The 18,714-nt window shown below is 64.1% G+C and carries 23 protein-coding genes; 15 read left to right on the forward strand and 8 right to left on the reverse strand.

Annotated features, from left to right (window positions below; all coding sequences use genetic code 11):
- Positions 1 to 91: 91 nt before the first annotated feature.
- Entirely contained in the window at positions 92 to 517 is a 426-nt protein-coding gene (locus KEC45_RS20000; protein WP_062185983.1) for a YbaY family lipoprotein, read from the reverse strand.
- An 82-nt stretch (positions 518 to 599) separates the two neighbouring features.
- Positions 600 to 1,166: an HNH endonuclease gene (locus KEC45_RS20005; protein ID WP_062185982.1), complete on the reverse strand. Its 567-nt coding sequence runs from the start codon at positions 1,164 to 1,166 to the stop codon at positions 600 to 602.
- Between the two features lie 171 nt (positions 1,167 to 1,337).
- On the opposite strand from KEC45_RS20005, the gene gluQRS reads away from it, so the two are divergent.
- From gluQRS to KEC45_RS20045, 8 genes are all read left to right on the forward strand, one after another.
- Positions 1,338 to 2,189 carry a tRNA glutamyl-Q(34) synthetase GluQRS gene (gene gluQRS / locus KEC45_RS20010; RefSeq protein WP_252171260.1) on the forward strand — a complete coding sequence of 284 codons (852 nt, stop codon included), beginning with the start codon at positions 1,338 to 1,340 and terminating at the stop codon, positions 2,187 to 2,189.
- A 9-nt stretch (positions 2,190 to 2,198) separates the two neighbouring features.
- Positions 2,199 to 2,423, forward strand: coding sequence for an HIG1 domain-containing protein (locus KEC45_RS20015; protein ID WP_062185978.1), 225 nt, complete (start codon positions 2,199 to 2,201; stop codon positions 2,421 to 2,423).
- A 35-nt stretch (positions 2,424 to 2,458) separates the two neighbouring features.
- Complete coding sequence (locus tag KEC45_RS20020; RefSeq protein ID WP_062185976.1) at positions 2,459 to 3,040, forward strand: cob(I)yrinic acid a,c-diamide adenosyltransferase; 582 nt, start codon at positions 2,459 to 2,461, stop codon at positions 3,038 to 3,040.
- Between the two features lie 182 nt (positions 3,041 to 3,222).
- Positions 3,223 to 4,488 (forward strand): ergothioneine biosynthesis protein EgtB, encoded by a 1,266-nt coding sequence (egtB, locus tag KEC45_RS20025; RefSeq protein WP_083436001.1) that lies wholly within the window; start codon positions 3,223 to 3,225, stop codon positions 4,486 to 4,488.
- Between the two features lies 1 nt (position 4,489).
- Positions 4,490 to 5,476: an L-histidine N(alpha)-methyltransferase gene (egtD, locus tag KEC45_RS20030; RefSeq protein WP_062185974.1), complete on the forward strand. Its 987-nt coding sequence runs from the start codon at positions 4,490 to 4,492 to the stop codon at positions 5,474 to 5,476.
- 68 nt (positions 5,477 to 5,544) lie between these two features.
- Positions 5,545 to 6,411, forward strand: a complete 867-nt coding sequence (locus KEC45_RS20035; protein ID WP_062185972.1) for a 3-hydroxyacyl-CoA dehydrogenase NAD-binding domain-containing protein — start codon at positions 5,545 to 5,547, stop codon at positions 6,409 to 6,411.
- A gap of 117 nt (positions 6,412 to 6,528) precedes the next feature.
- The gene (locus KEC45_RS20040; RefSeq protein WP_238586782.1) at positions 6,529 to 7,017 is read left to right on the forward strand and encodes a hypothetical protein; all 489 of its coding nucleotides are present in this window, start codon (positions 6,529 to 6,531) and stop codon (positions 7,015 to 7,017) included.
- A 27-nt stretch (positions 7,018 to 7,044) separates the two neighbouring features.
- A complete protein-coding gene (locus tag KEC45_RS20045) occupies positions 7,045 to 8,187 on the forward strand; it encodes an epoxide hydrolase family protein (RefSeq protein ID WP_062185968.1) in 1,143 nt (380 codons plus the stop codon).
- An 18-nt stretch (positions 8,188 to 8,205) separates the two neighbouring features.
- Here KEC45_RS20045 and KEC45_RS20050 read toward each other — a convergent pair whose 3' ends face one another.
- From KEC45_RS20050 to KEC45_RS20060, 3 genes are all read right to left on the reverse strand, one after another.
- Positions 8,206 to 8,526, reverse strand: a complete 321-nt coding sequence (locus KEC45_RS20050) for an MliC family protein (protein WP_062185966.1) — start codon at positions 8,524 to 8,526, stop codon at positions 8,206 to 8,208.
- Between the two features lie 14 nt (positions 8,527 to 8,540).
- Positions 8,541 to 9,167, reverse strand: coding sequence for a beta/gamma crystallin-related protein (locus KEC45_RS20055; protein ID WP_062185964.1), 627 nt, complete (start codon positions 9,165 to 9,167; stop codon positions 8,541 to 8,543).
- 122 nt (positions 9,168 to 9,289) lie between these two features.
- A complete protein-coding gene (locus tag KEC45_RS20060; RefSeq protein WP_062185962.1) occupies positions 9,290 to 10,630 on the reverse strand; it encodes a NupC/NupG family nucleoside CNT transporter in 1,341 nt (446 codons plus the stop codon).
- A 116-nt stretch (positions 10,631 to 10,746) separates the two neighbouring features.
- Between KEC45_RS20060 and KEC45_RS20065 the strand changes: the two genes are divergently transcribed.
- The 6 genes from KEC45_RS20065 to KEC45_RS20090 are packed head-to-tail and all read left to right on the forward strand — an operon-like array spanning position 10,747 to position 14,833.
- Positions 10,747 to 11,394 carry a queuosine precursor transporter gene (locus tag KEC45_RS20065; RefSeq protein ID WP_062185960.1) on the forward strand — a complete coding sequence of 216 codons (648 nt, stop codon included), beginning with the start codon at positions 10,747 to 10,749 and terminating at the stop codon, positions 11,392 to 11,394.
- Positions 11,395 to 11,399: 5 nt separating this feature from the next.
- Positions 11,400 to 12,299: an acetylglutamate kinase gene (gene argB, locus KEC45_RS20070; protein ID WP_062187000.1), complete on the forward strand. Its 900-nt coding sequence runs from the start codon at positions 11,400 to 11,402 to the stop codon at positions 12,297 to 12,299.
- A 44-nt stretch (positions 12,300 to 12,343) separates the two neighbouring features.
- Complete coding sequence (locus KEC45_RS20075) at positions 12,344 to 12,643, forward strand: YggT family protein (RefSeq protein WP_062185958.1); 300 nt, start codon at positions 12,344 to 12,346, stop codon at positions 12,641 to 12,643.
- Complete coding sequence (gene folD / locus KEC45_RS20080) at positions 12,643 to 13,539, forward strand: bifunctional methylenetetrahydrofolate dehydrogenase/methenyltetrahydrofolate cyclohydrolase FolD (RefSeq protein WP_062185957.1); 897 nt, start codon at positions 12,643 to 12,645, stop codon at positions 13,537 to 13,539. Before KEC45_RS20075 ends, folD begins: the two co-directional genes overlap by 1 nt.
- On the forward strand, positions 13,539 to 14,207 hold the full coding sequence (locus KEC45_RS20085; RefSeq protein ID WP_252171261.1) for a hypothetical protein: 669 nt from the start codon (positions 13,539 to 13,541) through the stop codon (positions 14,205 to 14,207). Before folD ends, KEC45_RS20085 begins: the two co-directional genes overlap by 1 nt.
- Positions 14,204 to 14,833 (forward strand): MarC family protein, encoded by a 630-nt coding sequence (locus tag KEC45_RS20090; protein ID WP_056367581.1) that lies wholly within the window; start codon positions 14,204 to 14,206, stop codon positions 14,831 to 14,833. Before KEC45_RS20085 ends, KEC45_RS20090 begins: the two co-directional genes overlap by 4 nt.
- A 54-nt stretch (positions 14,834 to 14,887) precedes the next feature.
- On the opposite strand, the gene KEC45_RS20095 is transcribed toward KEC45_RS20090, so the two are convergent.
- A complete protein-coding gene (locus tag KEC45_RS20095; RefSeq protein ID WP_062185953.1) occupies positions 14,888 to 15,577 on the reverse strand; it encodes an OmpA family protein in 690 nt (229 codons plus the stop codon).
- Between the two features lie 221 nt (positions 15,578 to 15,798).
- Here KEC45_RS20095 and KEC45_RS20100 point away from each other — a divergent pair, with 221 nt between their 5' ends.
- Entirely contained in the window at positions 15,799 to 17,121 is a 1,323-nt protein-coding gene (locus KEC45_RS20100; protein ID WP_062185951.1) for a hemolysin family protein, read from the forward strand.
- Between the two features lie 50 nt (positions 17,122 to 17,171).
- Here the strand turns inward: KEC45_RS20100 and KEC45_RS20105 are convergent, their stop codons facing one another.
- Together KEC45_RS20105 and KEC45_RS20110 are read right to left on the reverse strand one after the other, a co-directional pair.
- On the reverse strand, positions 17,172 to 17,609 hold the full coding sequence (locus tag KEC45_RS20105; RefSeq protein ID WP_062185950.1) for a hypothetical protein: 438 nt from the start codon (positions 17,607 to 17,609) through the stop codon (positions 17,172 to 17,174).
- Between the two features lie 224 nt (positions 17,610 to 17,833).
- A complete protein-coding gene (locus KEC45_RS20110) occupies positions 17,834 to 18,679 on the reverse strand; it encodes a hypothetical protein (protein WP_062185948.1) in 846 nt (281 codons plus the stop codon).
- Positions 18,680 to 18,714 lie beyond the last annotated feature (35 nt).

Here is an 18,714-nt window from a genome sequence, read left to right on the forward strand (position 1 = left end):
ATCGATTGTCCGATGTACGTCGAACGTAACAGAGTTGCGCATGTTCCTTCACGCCAACTTTCGGCAATCACCCACTTCGCTCGGTTCGATGTCAGCGCGTCTCGACCAGCATCAACGTTCCCAGATCGATTGCGCGGCGGCCATCGAACGTAACGCTATTGCGCGTGTCGGTGATGAACATCAGCCTGCCCGACGCGTCGGTGATGCGCGCCGACACCGCATAGCTGTGGCGCGGATCGAGCTGGCGCTGGTCGACCGTCAGCGTGAAGGCGAAGGGCACCTGCCGTCCGTCGGCAGTGAATGACTGCTGCGCGATCGTCTTTGACGGTGCGTCCATCAGGCTGACGTCGGCGAGTGTCACTTCGACCTGCGCGGTCGGCGGCAGCGCCATGCGCTCGCGATAGGTGATGCTGCCGGTGACCGACACGGGTTGTTCGGCGGGCGGAATCGTCGCGCAAGCGGCGAGCAGCGGTGCGGCAACGATGCCGACGGCCAGCATACGGGTAATGCGAACCATGATGTTTCTCCTTTTTTCGATGGTTGGCGGGCGCCTAGTCCCATCGAGGTGAACCCATGCTGTCGTCGCCGTTGTGCGCCCTTCAGCCCTCCAGTTCAACATCCCAATAAAGCCAGTCGATCCAGCTCGTGTGCAGATAATTCGGCGGAAAGGCTCGGCCATTGTCCTGTAGCTGCCAACTCGTCGGGCGCCAGGGCTGGCGATAGAGCGGCATATGCGCCTGTTGCGGCGTCCGGCCGCCCTTCTTGAGGTTGCACGGGGCACAGGCGGTCGCGACATTCTCCCACGTCGTGCGCCCGCCCAGCCGGCGCGGGACGACATGATCGAAGGTCAGCTCCTTGCCCGACCCGCAATATTGGCACGCAAAGCGGTCGCGCAGGAACAGGTTGAAACGCGTAAAGGCCGGATGCTCCGACGGCTTCACATATTGGCGCAGCGCGATCACGCTCGGGATCGGCATCGTCCGCGTCGGCGAATGGATTTCGCGTTCGTAATTTTCGACGATGGTAACGCGGTCGAGGAACACCGCCTTCACTGCGGTCTGCCATGGCCAGAGGCTCAGTGGATAATAGCTCAGCGGCGTATAATCGGCGTTGAGAACGAGTGCCGGACAGCTATCGGGATGCCGGGCAAGATCGGGATGGAACATGGCTAGATAACGCTGCCCCCATTGCTTCACGGGATAGCGCGCCACTGCCTCCCGCGCGTGACACCATCATTACATGCCCTATCAGATTCTGACGTCAAGGGGGCTTCTGCCCGCAAGATATGGAATGATTCACTTTGACTCGGCACAGCATATGGATTCAGGAGGGCGCCAATGCTGACACGTTTTGCCCCGAGTCCGACCGGCGAGCTTCACCTTGGCCACGCGTACAGCGCAGTGCTTGCATACACGGCTGCGCGCGGCGCCGCTGGCCGCTTCCTGATCCGCATCGACGATATCGACGGCAGCCGCTCGCGGGAGGAATATGTCGCGGCCTCGCTCGCCGATCTCGACTGGCTCGGGGTCGGCCGGGACGGTGATCCGGTGCGCCAGTCGGCGCGGCTTGACGATTATGCCGCCACGCTTGCCGAACTCCGGTCGCGTGCGTTGGTCTATCCCTGCTTCTGCACCCGAGCCGATATCGCCGCGAGTCTGTCGGCGCCGCACGGACCATCCGGGGCGGTCTATCCCGGGACCTGCCGCAATCTGTCCGAAACCGAGCGGGCACGCCGCCTCGCCGATGAACCGCATTGCTGGCGCCTCGACATGGCGCGCGCGCTGGCCGAAACCGGTGCGCTTATATGGGAAGAGGTGGGGCAGGGGCTCCGCACCGCCGATCCTGCGGCCCACGGCGATATCGTCCTCGCGCGCAAGGATGCACCGGTGAGCTATCATCTCGCGAGCACGCTCGACGATGCCGATATGGGCGTGACGCACATCATCCGCGGCGCCGACCTCATCGCCTCGACCGACGTCCACCGGCTGCTCCAGGCGCTGCTCGGCCTGCCGACGCCGCTCTATCGTCACCACGCACTCGTTTGCAGCCCCGATGGCAAAAGGCTGGCGAAACGCGATGCCGCGGCCTCGCTCGCCTCGCTCCGCGCGGGGGGTATCGATGGACGGGCGCTCGCCGCCGATTTGGCGGCCGACCGGCTTCCCGCTGGCTATTCGCTGCAAAATCCCTAGAGTGGAAGCATGGAAATCCTGCTCATCATTGGCGTCGTAATTGCCGCCGGCTTCGTCCTCTTCTCGCTAGCGCGGGGGCTCTTCTATTTCTCGCAAGGCCACCGCGCCCAGGTGGACGGCACGGCGCACGAGAATCAGGTGATGCAGAACAAGATGATGATGTCGCGCGTGAAGTGGCAGGCGATCACGATCATCCTGCTCGTGCTGATCGGCCTCTTCGCCGCCGGGAAATAAGCGCATTGCGTATGCGGCACCGGTAGGCAGGCAATATGGTCAAGCTCAACAAGATCTACACGCGTACCGGCGACGACGGCACCACCGGGCTTGTCGACGGTTCGCGCGTTGCCAAATCGGACGCGCTGATGGCGGCGATTGGCGACGTCGATGAAGCGAACAGCGCGATCGGCATTGCCGTTGCGGCGCTCGACCCGGCAAGCGACGAAGCCGCGATGCTCGCGCGCATCCAGAACGAAATGTTCGACCTCGGCGCCGACCTTGCGACTCCGCCCGACATCCAGTTCGGTTTCGGCCCGCACGAAATGGCGCTGCGCATCGTGCCGAGCCAGATCGCGCGGCTCGAGGACGAGATCGACGGTATGAACGATGCGCTGGATGCGCTCAAAAGCTTCATTCTGCCCGGCGGCACCGAAGCCGCGGCGCGGCTGCACCTCGCCCGCGCGGTGACGCGCCGCGCCGAGCGTGCCGCGGTCGCCGCGGGTACGGCGCGCGACCTCAACCCGATCGCGCTCAATTATCTCAATCGCCTGTCGGATCATCTCTTCGTGCTTACGCGGCACCTCAACGCCGCGGCGGGCGGCGACATATTGTGGAAACCCGGCGCGACGCGCTGATCCCGTTCGACGGCCCGGACTTGATCCGGTTCACGACATCGGCGCCGCAGGGACGATGCGACCGGATCATATGGCGCCCCCTATACTTTGGTGTTCCCTTAATGTTCTAGACTTTCCATCGCGGCGTAACCATAATCGGGCAACCAGCGAAACCGAATCATACCCTGGGGGATTGTCTCACCATGGCCAGCCGAACCGATGCTTCGCCGACGACCGATATGCTGGATAGCCTGACGCAGCGCTTCGCCGCGACGCGGCGGCTGTCGCTCGATCTGACCGCGACACTCTCCGACGCCGACGCGAGCGCGCAGTCGATGCCCGACGCGTCGCCTGCCAAATGGCATCTTGCGCATACGACCTGGTTCTTCGAAACCTTCGTCCTGCGCGATCATGTTCCGGGCTACCGCCTCTTCGACGAGCGCTATCCTTTCCTCTTCAACAGCTATTATGAGTCAGAGGGGCCGCGCCACGCGCGCCCGCATCGCGGCCTGCTGACGCGCCCGTCGCTCGATGAGGTCTGCATCTGGCGCGCGCATGTCGATGCCGCCGTCCAGACCGCGTTGCCTGATCTTCCGGCCAGCGTATCGGCGCTCGTCGAACTCGGGATCCATCATGAGCAACAGCATCAGGAACTGCTGCTCACCGATCTCAAGCACCTCTTCGCGCAAAACCCGCTCGGACCCGCCGTATGGGAAACGCGAATCGCGAGTGAAGTTACGCAGTTTTCCGCGATGAAGTGGATCAGGGGCGGCGATGGCGTGGCCGCGCTCGGGCATGGCGGCGCCGGTTTCGCCTTCGACTGCGAAGGCCCTCGCCATGATGCGCTGCTGACCCCGCACGCGCTCGCCAACCGTCCGGTGAGCAATGGGGAGTGGCAGGAATTCATCGCCGACGGCGGCTATCACACCCCGTCGCTCTGGCTTAGCGACGGTTGGGCGTGGGTACAGGCCGGCGATATCGAGGCGCCCGCCTATTGGCAGGATGGGCAAAACTTCACCCTGTCGGGCTGGCAGGATATCGACCCCGTCGCGCCCGTCACGCACATCAGCTTTTTCGAGGCCGACGCCTTTGCGAGTTGGGCCGGCGCGCGCCTCCCGACCGAGCAGGAATGGGAAGCCGCGGCGGCCCTCTTCGATCCGCATGGCGGGCAGCAACTCGACGTCGCGGGGCCGGTTCAGCCAGCGGCGTCGGCCGATGACACCGGCTTGCAACAGATGTTCGGCAGCGTGTGGGAATGGACCGGCAGCGCTTATCGCCCCTATCCCGGCTTCCGCGCCGCGCCCGGCGCGGTCGGCGAATATAATGGCAAGTTCATGAGCGGTCAGTTCGTGCTGCGCGGCGGCAGTTGCGCGACCCCGCGCGGCCATCTGCGTCCCTCCTACCGCAATTTCTTCTACCCCCACCAGCGCTGGCAGTTCACCGGCGTGCGGCTCGCAAAGGATCTTTGACATGGGCGTTGTGCGCAACCTTCGTCAGGTTTCGGCCGATGACGCCGGCGTCGACATCGCCTTCCGCGCTGACGTCCACGCGGGCCTCGCGCAAAGGCAAAAAGCGATTCCGGCGCGCTGGTTTTACGACGCGACGGGCTCGGCATTGTTCGAGGATATCACCGCGCTCCCCGAATATTATCCGACGCGTAGCGAGACCGACCTGCTCACTCGCCACGCCGCCGACATCGCCGGGGCCATCGGTCCCGGCCGCGCGGTCGTCGAGCTCGGTTCGGGCAGCTCGACCAAGACGCCCTTGCTTCTCGATGCGATCGAACCCGCGGCCTATGTGCCGGTCGATATTTCGGGTGACTTCCTGCGCGACAGCGCAGAGGCTCTTGCGGCACGTTTTCCAGGCCTCGCAATCTATCCGGTAGAGGCCGATTTCACCCAGCGCGTGACCATGCCCGACGAAATCGCTGATCTGCCTAAGCTCGGCTTTTTTCCGGGCAGCACGATCGGCAACATGGTCGCGCGCACTGCGGTCGACCTGCTGCGTAACTGGCGCTGTGCGCTCGGCGAAGAATCGCTCCTCCTGATTGGGATCGACCGGATCAAGGATGTGGCGACTCTCGAACTCGCCTATGATGACCCCGCCGGCGTGACCGCGGCGTTCAACCTCAATCTGCTCGAACGGATCAATCGCGAGCTTGGCGGCGATATCCCGGTCGCGAATTTCAGCCATCGCGCGATATGGGATGACATCCATGCCCGCATCGAGATGCATCTCGTCGCGGCGTGCGACATGGAATTCACGATCGACGGCCGCCTTTATGCGATGGCGAAAGGCGAGACGATCCATAGCGAGAACAGCCACAAATACGGCCCGCGCGACGCCAATCTTCTCCTGCGTGCATCGGGCTGGACCCCGCTCGCGACATGGGACGATGCCGATCCCGCCTTCGCCCTGATCCTCGCCGAAGCGACGGAGTTCCGCTCCGCCCCCTGACGCGCGCTCTTGACGCACAAACCCCAAGCCGTAGGGGCACGGGCAGGTTTTCAGCGAAAGGGCAGCATATGATCGTCGGCGTTATCGGTGCGGGACAGATGGGCGCAGGTATCGCGCAGGTGTCGGCGGGCGCAGGGCATGACGTACTTCTCTCGGATATCGACCTCGCCCGCGCCGAAGCGGGCAAGGCGGGCATCGCCAAAGCGCTCGACCGGCTCGTCGCCAAGGAAAAGATAACGCAGGCCGACGCCGACGCGCTGCTTGGCCGCATCACCCCGGTCGGTGATCACAGCGCCTTCGCCCCCGCCGACCTGGTTATCGAGGCGGCGACCGAGCGCGAGGAGATCAAGCGCGCGATCTTCGCGAGCGTCGGCCAGCATCTGTCGCCGACCGCGATCCTCGCCAGCAACACCAGCTCGATCCCGATCACGCGCCTTGCACAGGCGACGCCCGATCCCGCGCGCTTCATCGGCGTCCATTTCTTTAACCCCGTCCCGGTGATGGGCCTGATCGAATTGATCCGCGGCCTTGCGACGAGCGACGACACGCTGACGAAGGTCGAGGCCTTTGGCCGCGGGTTAGGCAAGGAAATCGTCCATGCCAACGACGCGCCAGGCTTTATCGTCAATCGCGTGCTGATGCCGATGATCAACGAAGCGGTGTTCGCTTTGGGCGAAGGCGTTGCGACGATGCAGGACATCGATACGGGTTGCCGCCTCGGCCTCAACCACCCGATGGGCCCGATCACGCTCGCCGATTTCATCGGGCTCGACACCTGCCTGGAAATCATCCGTGTGCTCTACAGCGGCACCGGCGATCCGAAATTCCGTCCCGCGCCGTTGCTTGTTCAATATGTCGATGCCGGGTGGGTCGGAAAGAAGGCCGGCCGTGGTTTCTACGACTGGACTGGACCGGAGCCTGTTCCGACCCGGTGAGCCGAGCGCAGCGGCTGAAGGGGCAGACCGCCTTGCCTCATCCGCTATAAGGGTGGCGGATGGAGCCGAAAGGTGTCCTGTGCGTTGGGTATATGGAATGCAGGGGATGATATGATCATGCGTAACAAGACCTTATTCGCACTTGCCGCCTCGCTTCTTGCCGGAGCGATGCCCGTCCAGGCACAACAGGGCGCGCCCGAAGAATCGACGATCAAGGATACCGCCAATACGGTTGCCGAGCCATTCGACGGCAAGGAGGTTCCGCCCAAGCTCCTCGCAATTCAGGGTGCGCCCTATTCGCTCGCGGGGCTCGGAAAATGTGCGGCGATCATCAACGAACTGAACGAACTCAACGAAGTGCTGGGTCCCGACGTCAATGAACAGGTCGACAAGGATCGCGCGAAGAAGCGCGAGGAAACCGCCGGCCGCGTCGCCGGAACGGTGGCAGGAGGAATTATTCCTTTTCGGGGCCTGATTGGCGAAGTTACTGGCGCCAATGCCGAACGGCGGCGTTATGCGTTGGCGGTTTACGCCGGAACGGTGCGGCGCGGCTTCCTGAAGGGTGTCGGGCTCGAGCGCGGCTGCAAGGCGCCAGCGCGGCCCTGATATTATCGGCTTGAGAGGGGTGGGCAGATGCAGGTCGACAATATCCGGGCTTTCGCCGTCGAGGTGCCGCAAGCGGCGATTGACGATCTGAAGGATCGGCTGGCGCGAACGCGCTGGCCCGAGCGCGAAACGGTGGATGACTGGGATCAGGGCATCCCGCTTGCCTATGCACAGGAACTTGCGGCCTATTGGCGTGATAAATACGACTGGCGCGTGGCCGAAGCGCGGCTAGGCGCGCTCCCCAATTATCTCGCGACGATCGACGGGCTCGACATTCATTTCCTGCATGTCCGGTCGGCCAATCCCGATGCGCGCCCGCTTGTCCTGACGCACGGTTGGCCGGGGTCGGTGCTCGAATTCCTCGACGTGATCGAACCGCTGGCGGCCGATTATCACCTCGTGATCCCGTCACTTCCGGGTTACGGCTTTTCGGGCAAGCCAACCGAGGCAAAATGGAGCGTGGAGCATATCGGTGCGGCGTGGGACGCGCTGATGCGAGCGCTCGACTATGACCGCTATTTTGCGCAGGGCGGCGACTGGGGCAGCGCGGTCACCTGCGCGATCGGAATGAACCATGCCGATCATTGCGCGGGCATCCACGTCAACATGGTGGTCGGCGCACCGCCGCCCGACTTGATGACCGACCTCACCGACAGCGAAAAGCTCTATCTCGCACGCTTCGGCTGGTATCAGGCGAAGGACAGCGGTTATTCGACGCAGCAGGCAACGCGGCCACAAACGATCGGCTATGCGCTTACCGATTCACCGGTCGGGCAAATGGCGTGGATCGTTGAGAAATTTCACGGCTGGACCGATTGCGGGCATCAGCCAGGCGGTCAGTCGATCGGCGGCCATCCCGAAAAGATACTGTCGCGCGATGCGATGCTCGACACCGTTAGCCTCTATTGGCTAACGGCGAGCGCCGCTTCGTCCGCGCGGCTCTATTGGCACAGCTTCCGCAATTTCTCCGCCGGAGAGATTTCGGTGCCGACCGGATGCAGTCTGTTCCCGAACGAGATCATGCGCCTGTCACGGCGCTGGGCCGAGCGGCGCTACCGGAATATCGTCTATTGGAACGAACCCGAGAAAGGCGGACATTTCGCCGCCTGGGAACAACCAGACCTATTCGTCGCCGAAGTCCGCACAGCGCTGGCCCAAATGACGTTGTAGCGGGCTTTCGACTCCAGCCTACATCGGCTTATAGACGACACGGCAGCTTTCGGGCGCCGAGCGCAGCGCGGTGTTCCACGTCACCTCATTGCCGTTGCGCTGAAGCCGCGCGCCGCTCTTGTTCTCGTAGACCGAGCCGCCGGTCGACGGCGTCTGCTTCAGCACCAGCGAGCGCATGCCGTTGACGCGGACTATCGCGGTGCTGCCGACATAATCGACCTTTAGCTTTGTGCCGCCGCTGCAATCATAGCTCGTGCCGGTATTGCGCGGCACCGACGAACAGGCGGCCAACGCGAGGGTCGCGGTGCCGATCGCGACAAGAATTGTCGTCTTTTTCATATCATCTCTCCCCCTCAATAGCCCGAACGCACGCACAACACGTCGGCGAGGTAGACCCGCCCGCTGATCGTTTCCATATGCTCGCGCGCCGACCCGTTCCAACCGATCGAACGACACCAGGTGTCTGCGGACTGCGCTGCGCAGGCGGCCGTTGCCGAACCGCGGGTGCAGGCGAGGACGCGATAGTTCCGTTCCGCGGGTTGGGTGTGGAATTCGGCGAAATTGCCGCGCGCGACCTGATCGTTGGCGGGTGGGGCCGGGTTCCAGCCACCGCCGCCACCGCCGCCGACCGGGCGGATCGACTGGATGGTGAGGCCGCGCAGAACATTATTCAGCATCGGTGTGTCGCGATCGACGGTGCGGCAATTGCCGCGATAACGCGTCTTTTCGCACAGCTCCCAGCGGCCGTTCGGGACGCGGATCGAATTGACCGGCCAGGCAAGGCCGAGGTTCGGCTTTTCCTCGCCGACGAACACCGCGGGTCCGCGATAACCGGCGTCGCGATAGATCGTCGCTTCTGGCGGGCGATCAGGGCGGTAGCGTTCGGTCTCGACGGTCTGGGCATATGAAGTGGCGAGGAAACCCGCCCCTATCGACGCTGCGGCCGCAGCTAGGATCGACAAACGATATGCGGTTTTCATGACAGCCTCCCATTTTGCGAACGCGACCCGGGATTTGTTATATCCCGAAGTTTACGTCATTCGCAGGCGGCTTGCAAATTCTCCCAATCGCCCGTTGAGCTTAGGCCGGACAAGATCATCAATCAGGGCGCCTTGGCGGGTTCCGCCGTCGGTGCGGTTGCGGGTGCGGGTGCGGGCGCTGCGACGGCTGGAGCGGCCGGCGGCGGTGCGGCGAGCGGCGGTGCGACGCCGAGCATCAGGCCGGCGAGCGCCGCCGACATCAGGTTCGAGAGGCTGCCCGCGAGAAGCGCCTTCAGGCCGAGCTTCGCGATCATCGGGCGTTGGTTCGGGGCAAGCCCACCGGTCACCGCCATCTGGATCGCGATCGAGCTGAAATTGGCGAAACCACAGAGTGCGAAGGTCGCGATCGCGACCGCTGCCGCCGACATGTCGCCCTGTGCCCGGCCAAGATCGATGAAGGCGACGAATTCGTTGAGCACCACCTTGCTGCCGAACAGCCCGCCGACCGTCGCGCTTTCTTCCCAAGGCACGCCCATCAGCCACATGACCGGACGGAAGATCGTGCCGATGATCGCCTGGAACGACAGGCCCTCGAACCCGAACCAGCCGCCGATCCCTGCGAGGATGCCGTTGGCGAGCGCGACGAGCGCGACGAACGCCATCACCATCGCACCGACCGCGACCGCCAGCTTGACCCCGGTCTGCGCGCCCTGCGCCGCGGCCATGATGATGTTTGCAGGCTTTTCCTCGTCGTGGCTTGCCTCCGGCATCACGATCGGTTCGATGCCGATATCCTTCGGATCGTCGGGCATCATGATCTTGGCCATAAGGATGCCGCCGGGCGCCGACATGAAGCTGGCGGCGAGAAGATAGGGAAGGAGGTGCGGGCCGATCATCCCCGCATAGGCGCCGAGGATCGTTCCCGCGACACCCGCCATGCCGACAGTCATTACGGTAAAGAGCTGCGGCGGGGTCAGGCCCGCGAGATAGGGTCGGATGACAAGCGGCGATTCGGACTGGCCGACGAAGATGTTCGCCGCCGCGCCGAGGCTTTCGACCTTTGTAATTCCAGTAACCTTCTGGATCGCGCCGCCGACCCATTTGATGATCAACTGCATGACCCCGAGATAATAGAGGACCGAAATCAGCGACGCGAAGAAGATGATCACGGGCAGCGCGCCGATTGCGAAAACGGCCTTGCCATAGGGGGCCTGCGTCAACACTTCGCCGAACAGGAACTTCGTGCCCTCGTCCGCATAGCTCAGAAGGTTTGACACACCGTTCGACATCGCCTGGATCACCGCGCGCCCCCACGGCGTACCGATGACGAGCACTGCAAAGCCCGCCTGCAACAGAAAGGCGGGGATGACGATACGCGGGCGAATCCAGCGACGGTTAGACGAAAAAAGCACGGCAATCGCGAGCAATGCGACAATGCCGAGCAGACCGATCAGGCGTTCCATAATTTCTGTGCGTCCCCCGCAAATTGATACCCGTGTCTAGCGGGCTTTGGCGGTGGAGCAAGTCTGTGCCGATGCGGTACCTTTCCACCCGCCGCAAAAGCGATTAAGCGGCCTCGATGGAAAATAGCCCTTCGCGCGTGATCGCGCCTTCGTTGCTGCTGTTCGCAATCCTCTACGGCGGCATGGTTCCGCTTGGCGGTTTCCTGGGTGCGAAACAGGTCGCGCTTGGTCCGCTAGCGGTCGAGGCTGGTATTTTCCCTTTCCTGACACTGATTGCGATCTCTAGCGGCATCGCCGAACTTCACGGGCGCGTCGTTGCCGACAAGCTTGTGCGGCTGGGATTCATTCCGCTTATCCTGGCGATCATCCTGACCATATTCGTGCTGCAACTGCCGACCGACGAGGGGATGTATGAGCCCGCCAAGGAAGCTTTCCCGATCATCGTGGGACAGGGGTGGCGCATGATGGCGGCGGGAATCCTGGCATATGGCGTGTCCGTCAGCCTTAACGTCTGGCTTTTTTCGCGGATGACCGCGAACAACGGCCGGCTGCTGCCGGTGCGCGGTTTTGTCGCCGCGGCGCTCAGCCAGATCATCGATACGTTGATCTTCATCACCGTCAGCTTCTATGGGGTCCGCCCGATCGGCGACCTGATGCTTGGCCAGATGATCGCCAAGGTCGTTTTGTCGGCGGTGATGGTGCCGCTGCTGGTGATGGCGGTGGTCGCGCTCGGCCGCCACCTGGATGCGAAGAACGCCGGATGATGTCGATGACCGATCCTTCGAAAATGCCCGATCTGCTTGCCAAGGCCGAAACGCTTGTCGAGGCGCTACCCTATCTGCAGCGCTACGCTGGCGAGACCTTCGTGATCAAATATGGCGGTCACGCGATGGGTGACCCAGAGGCGCAGCGCGATTTCGCCGAAGATGTCGTGCTGTTGAAGGCGGTCGGGATCAACCCCGTCGTGGTCCATGGCGGCGGGCCGCAGATCGGCGCCATGCTGAAGCAGCTTGGCATCGAATCGACCTTTGTCGGAGGGCTGCGCGTCACCGATGCCGCGACCGCCGAGGTCGCCGAAATGGTATTGGCGGGCAAGATCAACAAGGAGATCGTAAGCTGGATCGCGGCGCTTGGTGGCCGCGCGGTCGGCATTTCGGGCAAGGACGCCAATCTCGTCCTCGCCGAGAAGGTCAGTCGTACCGAGCCCGACCCCAATTCGGGGATCGAGCGCCACGTCGACTTGGGCTTCGTTGGCGAACCCGTCGCGGTCGACCCGACGATCCTCGTCAATCTGACCAACGACAATTTTATCCCGATCGTCGCCCCCGTGGCCCTGGGCGCCGATGGCGCTACCTATAACATCAACGCCGACACGATGGCGGGCGCGATTGCGGGTGCGCTAGGCGCCAAGCGCTTCTTCCTGCTCACCGACGTTGCCGGGGTGCTCGACAAATCGGGGGCATTGCTCACCGATCTCGACCGCCCGGCGATCGATGAACTGAAGCGCGACGGGACGATCACCGGCGGCATGATCCCCAAGGTCGAAACCTGCGTCGCCGCGGTCGATGCCGGGGTCGAGGCGGCGGTCATCCTCGACGGGCGTATCCCGCACGCGATGCTGCTTGAAATTTTCACCGCGAGGGGTGCGGGGACGCTCATTCACCGCTAAGAGACGCGGCAATACCCTTTTTCGGAGAAATCGCCTTGCTTCTCATGCTCCTCCAGATCGTGCATATCATCCTGACGGTCCTGTGGTGGTTCATCATCGCGCAGGCGGTGATGTCGTGGCTGATCGCGTTCAACGTCATCAACACGCACAACCAGTTCGTCGGCCAACTCTGGACCGTTCTCGACCGGATTACCGAGCCACTCTACCGCCCGTTTCGCCGCATCATGCCCGATTTCGGCGGGCTCGACCTGACCCCGATGCTGGTACTGATTCTGATCATCATCATCGACGGGCCGGTACTGAGCTATCTCGCACGGCTTGCCTACGCCAACGGAATGGCGTGATGACCGCCGCGCAGGTCATCGACGGCAAGGCTTTCGCCGCCGGCCTGCGGGCGCGGATTGCCGATGCCGTTCCGGCTTTCAAGGCTGCGGCCGGCCGCGCGCCCGGTCTTGCGGTCGTGCTCGTCGGCGATGATCCGGCGAGCGCGGTCTATGTCGGGTCGAAAGGCAAGGCGACAGTCGCGGCAGGGATGGAAAGCTTTGAGCATCATCTGCCCGCAACGGCGACGCAGGCCGAGGTAGAGGCGTTGCTGGCGCGGCTTAACGCCGACGAGGCGGTTGACGGCATCCTGCTGCAATTACCGCTCCCCGGCCACCTCGACGAGCAGGCGGCGGTTGCGACGATCGATCCCGACAAGGATGTCGATGGGCTGACCCCTGTCAGTGCCGGGCGCCTTGCGCTGGGCATCGCGGGCATGGTGCCTTGCACGCCCTATGGCTGCCTGTTGCTATTGCAGGACCGGCTTGGCGATCTGTCGGGCAAGGACGCGATCGTCCTCGGACGCTCGATCCTGGTCGGTAAGCCGATGGCGGCGCTGCTGCTCGGCGCGAATGCCACCGTCACCATGGCGCACAGCCGGACGAAGGATCTGCCCGATCTGGTACGCCGTGCCGATATCGTCGTCGCTGCGGTCGGACGGCCCGAAATGGTGAAGGGCGATTGGATCAAGCCCGGCGCGATCGTGATCGACGTCGGCATCAACCGCCTGCCGCCGGCCGAGGGCGCGGCGAAGGGGCGGCTGGTCGGTGACGTCGACTATGGCGAGGCGGCCGAGGTTGCCGAGGCGATCACGCCCGTGCCCGGCGGCGTCGGCCCGATGACGATCGCCTGCCTGCTCCGCAACACGCTCGTGGCCGCGCACCGCCGCGCCGGGCTCGCCGATCCGGAGGGTTTTTGATGCGCCGTCTGGCCGTCGCGGCTATTTCCCTTGCGGTGATCGCAGGCGGCGCTGCGGCGGCACGCCAGCGCGATCCGCTCGCAGCGAACCCCAGCGCCTTCATCGCTGCCGAGATCGGTTTTTCGCGGCTTGCTCAGGAAAAGGGCCAATGGACGGCGTTTCGCGAAACCGCGGCGCCCGAAGCGGTGATGTTCGTGCCGCAGCGCGTCAAGGCGCGCGACTGGCTGAAATCGCAAAAAGACCCCGCCGAGGCGGTGAAGTGGCAGCCGCATGCGGTCTATACCAGTTGCGACGGCAATGTAGGGGTCACCACTGGTGCCTGGCAGAAGGGGCCGGCGAACGGATATTTTACGACGGTCTGGCTGCGCGATCCCAAGAAGGGCAAGCTCACCTGGACCCTCGACCATGGCGATGCGCTGGCGACGCCGCGCGAAGCTCCCGATTTCATTGCGTCGAAGCAGGCGGTGTGCGGCTCGCGTCCTGCGGTGCCGATTACGGCGGGCGGCGAGGGTGACGATATGGCGGTCGGCCTGTCGCCCGACCAGACGCTGAGCTGGACGTCCACCGTCCGCGCCGACAAGTCGCGCCGGGTGACGATCCGCCTGTGGGACGGCAAGGAGATGACGACCGTCATCGACGATCAGGTCGCGGCGCCGAAGCAGCCATGATCGATCTTTTCATTTCCGCCTTTGTCACGCTGTTCGTGGTCATCGATCCGCCAGGCTGCGCACCGATCTATGCGAGCCTGACGACGGGAGCGAGTGCCGCGCAGCGCCGCTCGATGGCGATCCGAGCGACGGTGATCGCGGGGCTGATCCTCGTTTTCTTTGCGATGTTCGGCGAGGCTTTGCTAAGCTTCCTCCACATCGACCTCGACAGTTTCCGCATTGCGGGCGGGATCATGCTGTTCATCATCGCGATCGATATGGTGTTTGAAAAACGCACCGAACGGCGCGAACAGCGCGCCGAAAAGGTGATGGCGACCCCCGAGATCGAAGATGTGTCGGTGTTCCCGATGGCGATGCCGATGCTTGCGGGGCCGGGGTCGATCGCATCGGTGATGCTGCTCGTGTCGCAGAACAATGGGCTCGACCGCGCCTTTGTGATCTTTGGCGCGCTGCTGCTCGTGCTGCTGTTGACGCTCGCTGCGCTGCTTTCGGCTGGACCGTTGATGCGGCTGATCGGAAACAAAGGCGAGGCCGTTATCACGCGGCTGCTGGGCGTGCTGCTCGCGGCGCTCGCGGCGCAGTTCGTTATCGACGGGCTGAAGGCGAGCTTCCCGAGCCTGGGATAAAAAGGGGCGCCGCCTTTCGGCGACGCCCTCTCTTTTCCATGGGAATGGAACCTCTTAGCGCGCCGCGTTGACGTCGGCCTGCGTGACCGGCGCGATACGGATTTCGACGCGGCGGTTGCACTGATAGTCGGCCTCGCTGCGTTCGGGCGAGCATTTGAGCTGCGATTCGCCATAGCCGAGCGTCGCCATGCGCGCGCGCTGGATGCCGCGGCCGGCGAGATAGTCGGCGACCGACGCGGCGCGGCGTTCGGACAGGCCCTGGTTATAGGTGTCGCTGCCCGTCGAATCGGTGTGGCCGTACACGTCGATATAGGTGCTCGGATATTCGGCGAGCGTCGAGGCGACATTGTCGAGCGCGCTGCGGAACTGCGATTTCACCATCGCGCTGTTGAGGTCGAAGGTCACGTCGCCGGGCATGTTGAGCACAAGCTGATCGCCCTGTCGCTCGACGTCGATGCCGGTGCCTGCGGTGCGTTCGCGAAGCTTCTTTTCCTGCTGATCCATATAATAGCCGACGCCCGCGCCCGCGACCGCGCCGATGCCCGCGCCGACGATTTCCTCGGTGCGGCTGTTACGCCCGCCGATGAGGTCGCCGAGCAGATAACCGCCGAGGGCGCCGCCGACGCCGCCGATCGCGGCCTTCGAAATCTTGCGTTCGCCGGTCACCGGGTCGGTAACGCAGCCCGTCAGCGCGATGGCGCCGATGCTGGTCAAAATGGTGAGCTTGATCGTCTTGCTGTTCATCTTTTTCGCTCCCTTTATCCGGCGGATGCGTCTGATCCTCGCACGCCGCCCTTCCTTGCCGATAACATATGGCCGGCGATCTGGTTCCAAAAATCGCCTGAACGCCGACTGAGCAGAGCATTCAGGTGAGTGCCATTGTGCAATGCCGCGCCTTTCGCTTATAGGGTGGACATGACCGACACTGACAGGGGCCGGGCGCCGATGCGCCGTACGACCGCCCAATGACCCCTTTTCCCTGGTCGGATGTTGTGATCATCCTGATCCTCATCCTGCTCAACGGCGTTTTCGCCATGTCCGAACTCGCCATTGTCTCGTCGCGCGACCCGCGGCTGCAGGCGGCCGAGAAGCGCGGGAGCCGTGGCGCCAAGATTGCGCGCCTGCTCGCCTCCGACCCCGGGCGCTTCCTGTCGACTGTGCAGGTCGGCATCACGCTGATCGGCGTGCTGACTGGCGCTTATTCGGGCGCGAGCCTGGGCCAGCCGGTCGCTGACCGGCTTTCGGCCTGGCTTGGTCTCGATCCCGAAACCGCCGAGGCAGCGGGCTTTGCGACGGTCATCGCGCTCACCACCTATGCCTCGTTGATCGCGGGCGAGCTTGTGCCGAAACAATTCGCGCTGCGCGCGCCCGAGCGGATCGCGATTATCGTCGCGCCGATGATGTATTGGCTGTCGCGCATCGCCGCGCCGCTTGTCTGGCTGCTCGACAATAGTTCCGCGCTCGTCTTTCGCCTGCTCGGCCTCAACCGCGAATCGGAGGACCGGGTCACCGCCGAGGAATTGCACCTGATCGTCGCCGAAGCGTCGAAGTCGGGGGTGATCGAGGAAAGCGAACGCGCGATCATCTCGGGCGTCGTGCGTCTGGCCGACCGGCCGGTGCGCGAGGTGATGACGCCGCGTAAGGATGTCGACTGGGTCGATGTCTCGCTCGACACGCGCGGTGTGCGCGACAAATTGCTTGAAACGCCGCACAGCCGTTTGCCGGTCGCGCGCGGTTCGGTCGACGACATCGTCGGGGTTGTGCAGGCGCGCGATATCGCCGCGGCGCTGTTTCAGGGCGAGGTACTCGACCTGGAGCAATTGATGCGCCCGGCAAAGGTCATCCACGACCAGATCGACGCGATGGACGCACTCGAAGCGCTGCGCGCCGCCGATGTGCCGATGCTGTTCGTTCACGACGAATATGGCCATTTCGAAGGGCTGGTGACTCCTGCCGACCTGCTCGCAGCAATCGCCGGCGAATTCGCGTCGGATCAGGATATCGGCAGCGAGCCGTTCGTTGTCGAGCGCGAAGACGGCAGCCTGCTGATCGCGGGCTCGATGCCCGCCGACCAGATGGCCGAACGGCTGGGGATCGAACTCGGCGACGACCGTGACTATGCCACCGCGGCCGGCCATGCGCTCGCGATCCTGAAGCATCTGCCCAAGGAAGGCGAACGTTTCACCGACAAGGGTTGGCGTTTCGAGATTGTCGACATGGACGGGCGCAAGATCGACAAGCTGCTCGTCACCGAGCTGTCGAAGCCGAAAGACGACGAGGGCGAGTGACGCCCGGCCGTTTCCGGTCTTGAGGCGACAAAAGATACGGACGTTCGCCGTCATTCTGTCTCCTTTGCCGCGTTAAGCCGGTGCGGTGGCATGGCGTCGTCGCGCAGCGCGGCATGGACGACCGCCATGTCGGGGCCGCCGCTGACATCGATGGCGCCGCCCTTCAGGACGCGGACGATTGTCACCCCGTTGAGCGCGCGGTCCATCGCGACGCTATATTGGTGAATGCGCCCCGCCGAAATCGCGCGGTCCCACGCCGCGGCAAAGCTCGACGCCCCGGCCCGTTCGCGCAGCCGGTACGCGGACGCGCGGCCCATTCCGACGGCGCGTGCCGCCTTGCCGACCGAACCCATCGCTTCGAGCGCGCGGATGAAATTCGCCTGTGTTTCGGGCGTCCACCCGTCGGCGCGGAGACGCTGCTGTTCGACAGCGGTGAAGGCGAGGCAGGTGTCGGCGAGGAGGCGGGTGGGGGCGGTGCTATGTTCCATCCGCCAGTGTGGAGCATGGCGCGATAATGTAGGAAAGCATTATTCGAACGGCGTTCTTTTTGGGTGGGGCTGCCGTTCAGCCGCCCACTTCCGTCATCCCGGGCTTGACCCGGGATCCCGCTTTTCGAATTTACCCGCCCGCTTCACAAGATAGCGGGACCCCGGATCAAGTCCGGGGTGACGAGGTCAGAAGCGGGGCAGCAACCGGTCGCTTTGGAGTTCCCTCAGAGCTCCCCGCCGAGTGCTCCATATTTCGCTTCGAAACCGGCCTTGTCGCCGCGGGCGAGATAGCCCGCCTGATCGACGATATTGTCGCGTGCGATACGGCCCTGGAAGGTACCGAGCTGCGGGTCGATCCGCGCGATGTCGGCGTCGGTCCAATCGGCGATCTGTTGGAAGCTGGTTACGCCAAGGCCTCCCAACAGGACGGCAAGCTTGGGCCCCACGCCTTTCAGCAATTGCAGATTGTCGGCCTTCGCCGCTGCCGGTTTGGCGGCGGGCTTTGCCGCGGGCGGCGGAGGAACGGTCGGTTCCGCGGGGATGGCCACCTTTTCGACCGGTGCCGGCTTGGCGGGGGCCTTTTTCGCCGCGGGTTTGGCTGCCGCCTTCGGTGCAGCCTTTGTGGCGGGCTTTGTCGCGGCTTTCGCCACCGGTTCCTTGGCCACGGTCTTTTTCGCGGCAGGCTTTGCGGCGGCTTTGGGCTTTGACGCGGGCTTCGGCGCCGCGGGTTTGGGGGCCGGGGTCTTGGCAGCCGCTTCGACCACGGGTGCCGGTTCCGGGGCGGGGGTGGGTGCGGGCGGCGGCGCCTTGGCGGCCGGTTCGGGCGGCGGTGCTGCGGGCGTGACGGGCGCGGCGACCGGGGCTTTTGGTTCCAGCGGTTTGAAGCGTGCCGGTTCAGCCGCAATGATTTCGGGCTTTGCCGGTTCGAGCGGCTTGGCGGGTTTCGCCGGTTCGACGGTCGGCTCTGCGATGTCCGCGGGCTTCGAGCGACCGAACAGCCACCAGAGCAGCACGACGGCCACGACGAGTCCGACAACCGCGATAATCCAGTTTTCCTGAAGCCAGGTCATGATCTTCTCCGCTTGTGATTTTCGGCCAGCCTATG

Origin of the sequence: Sphingopyxis sp. USTB-05 (assembly GCF_023822045.1) — a bacterium.
Taxonomy (GTDB): Bacteria; Pseudomonadota; Alphaproteobacteria; order Sphingomonadales; family Sphingomonadaceae; genus Sphingopyxis.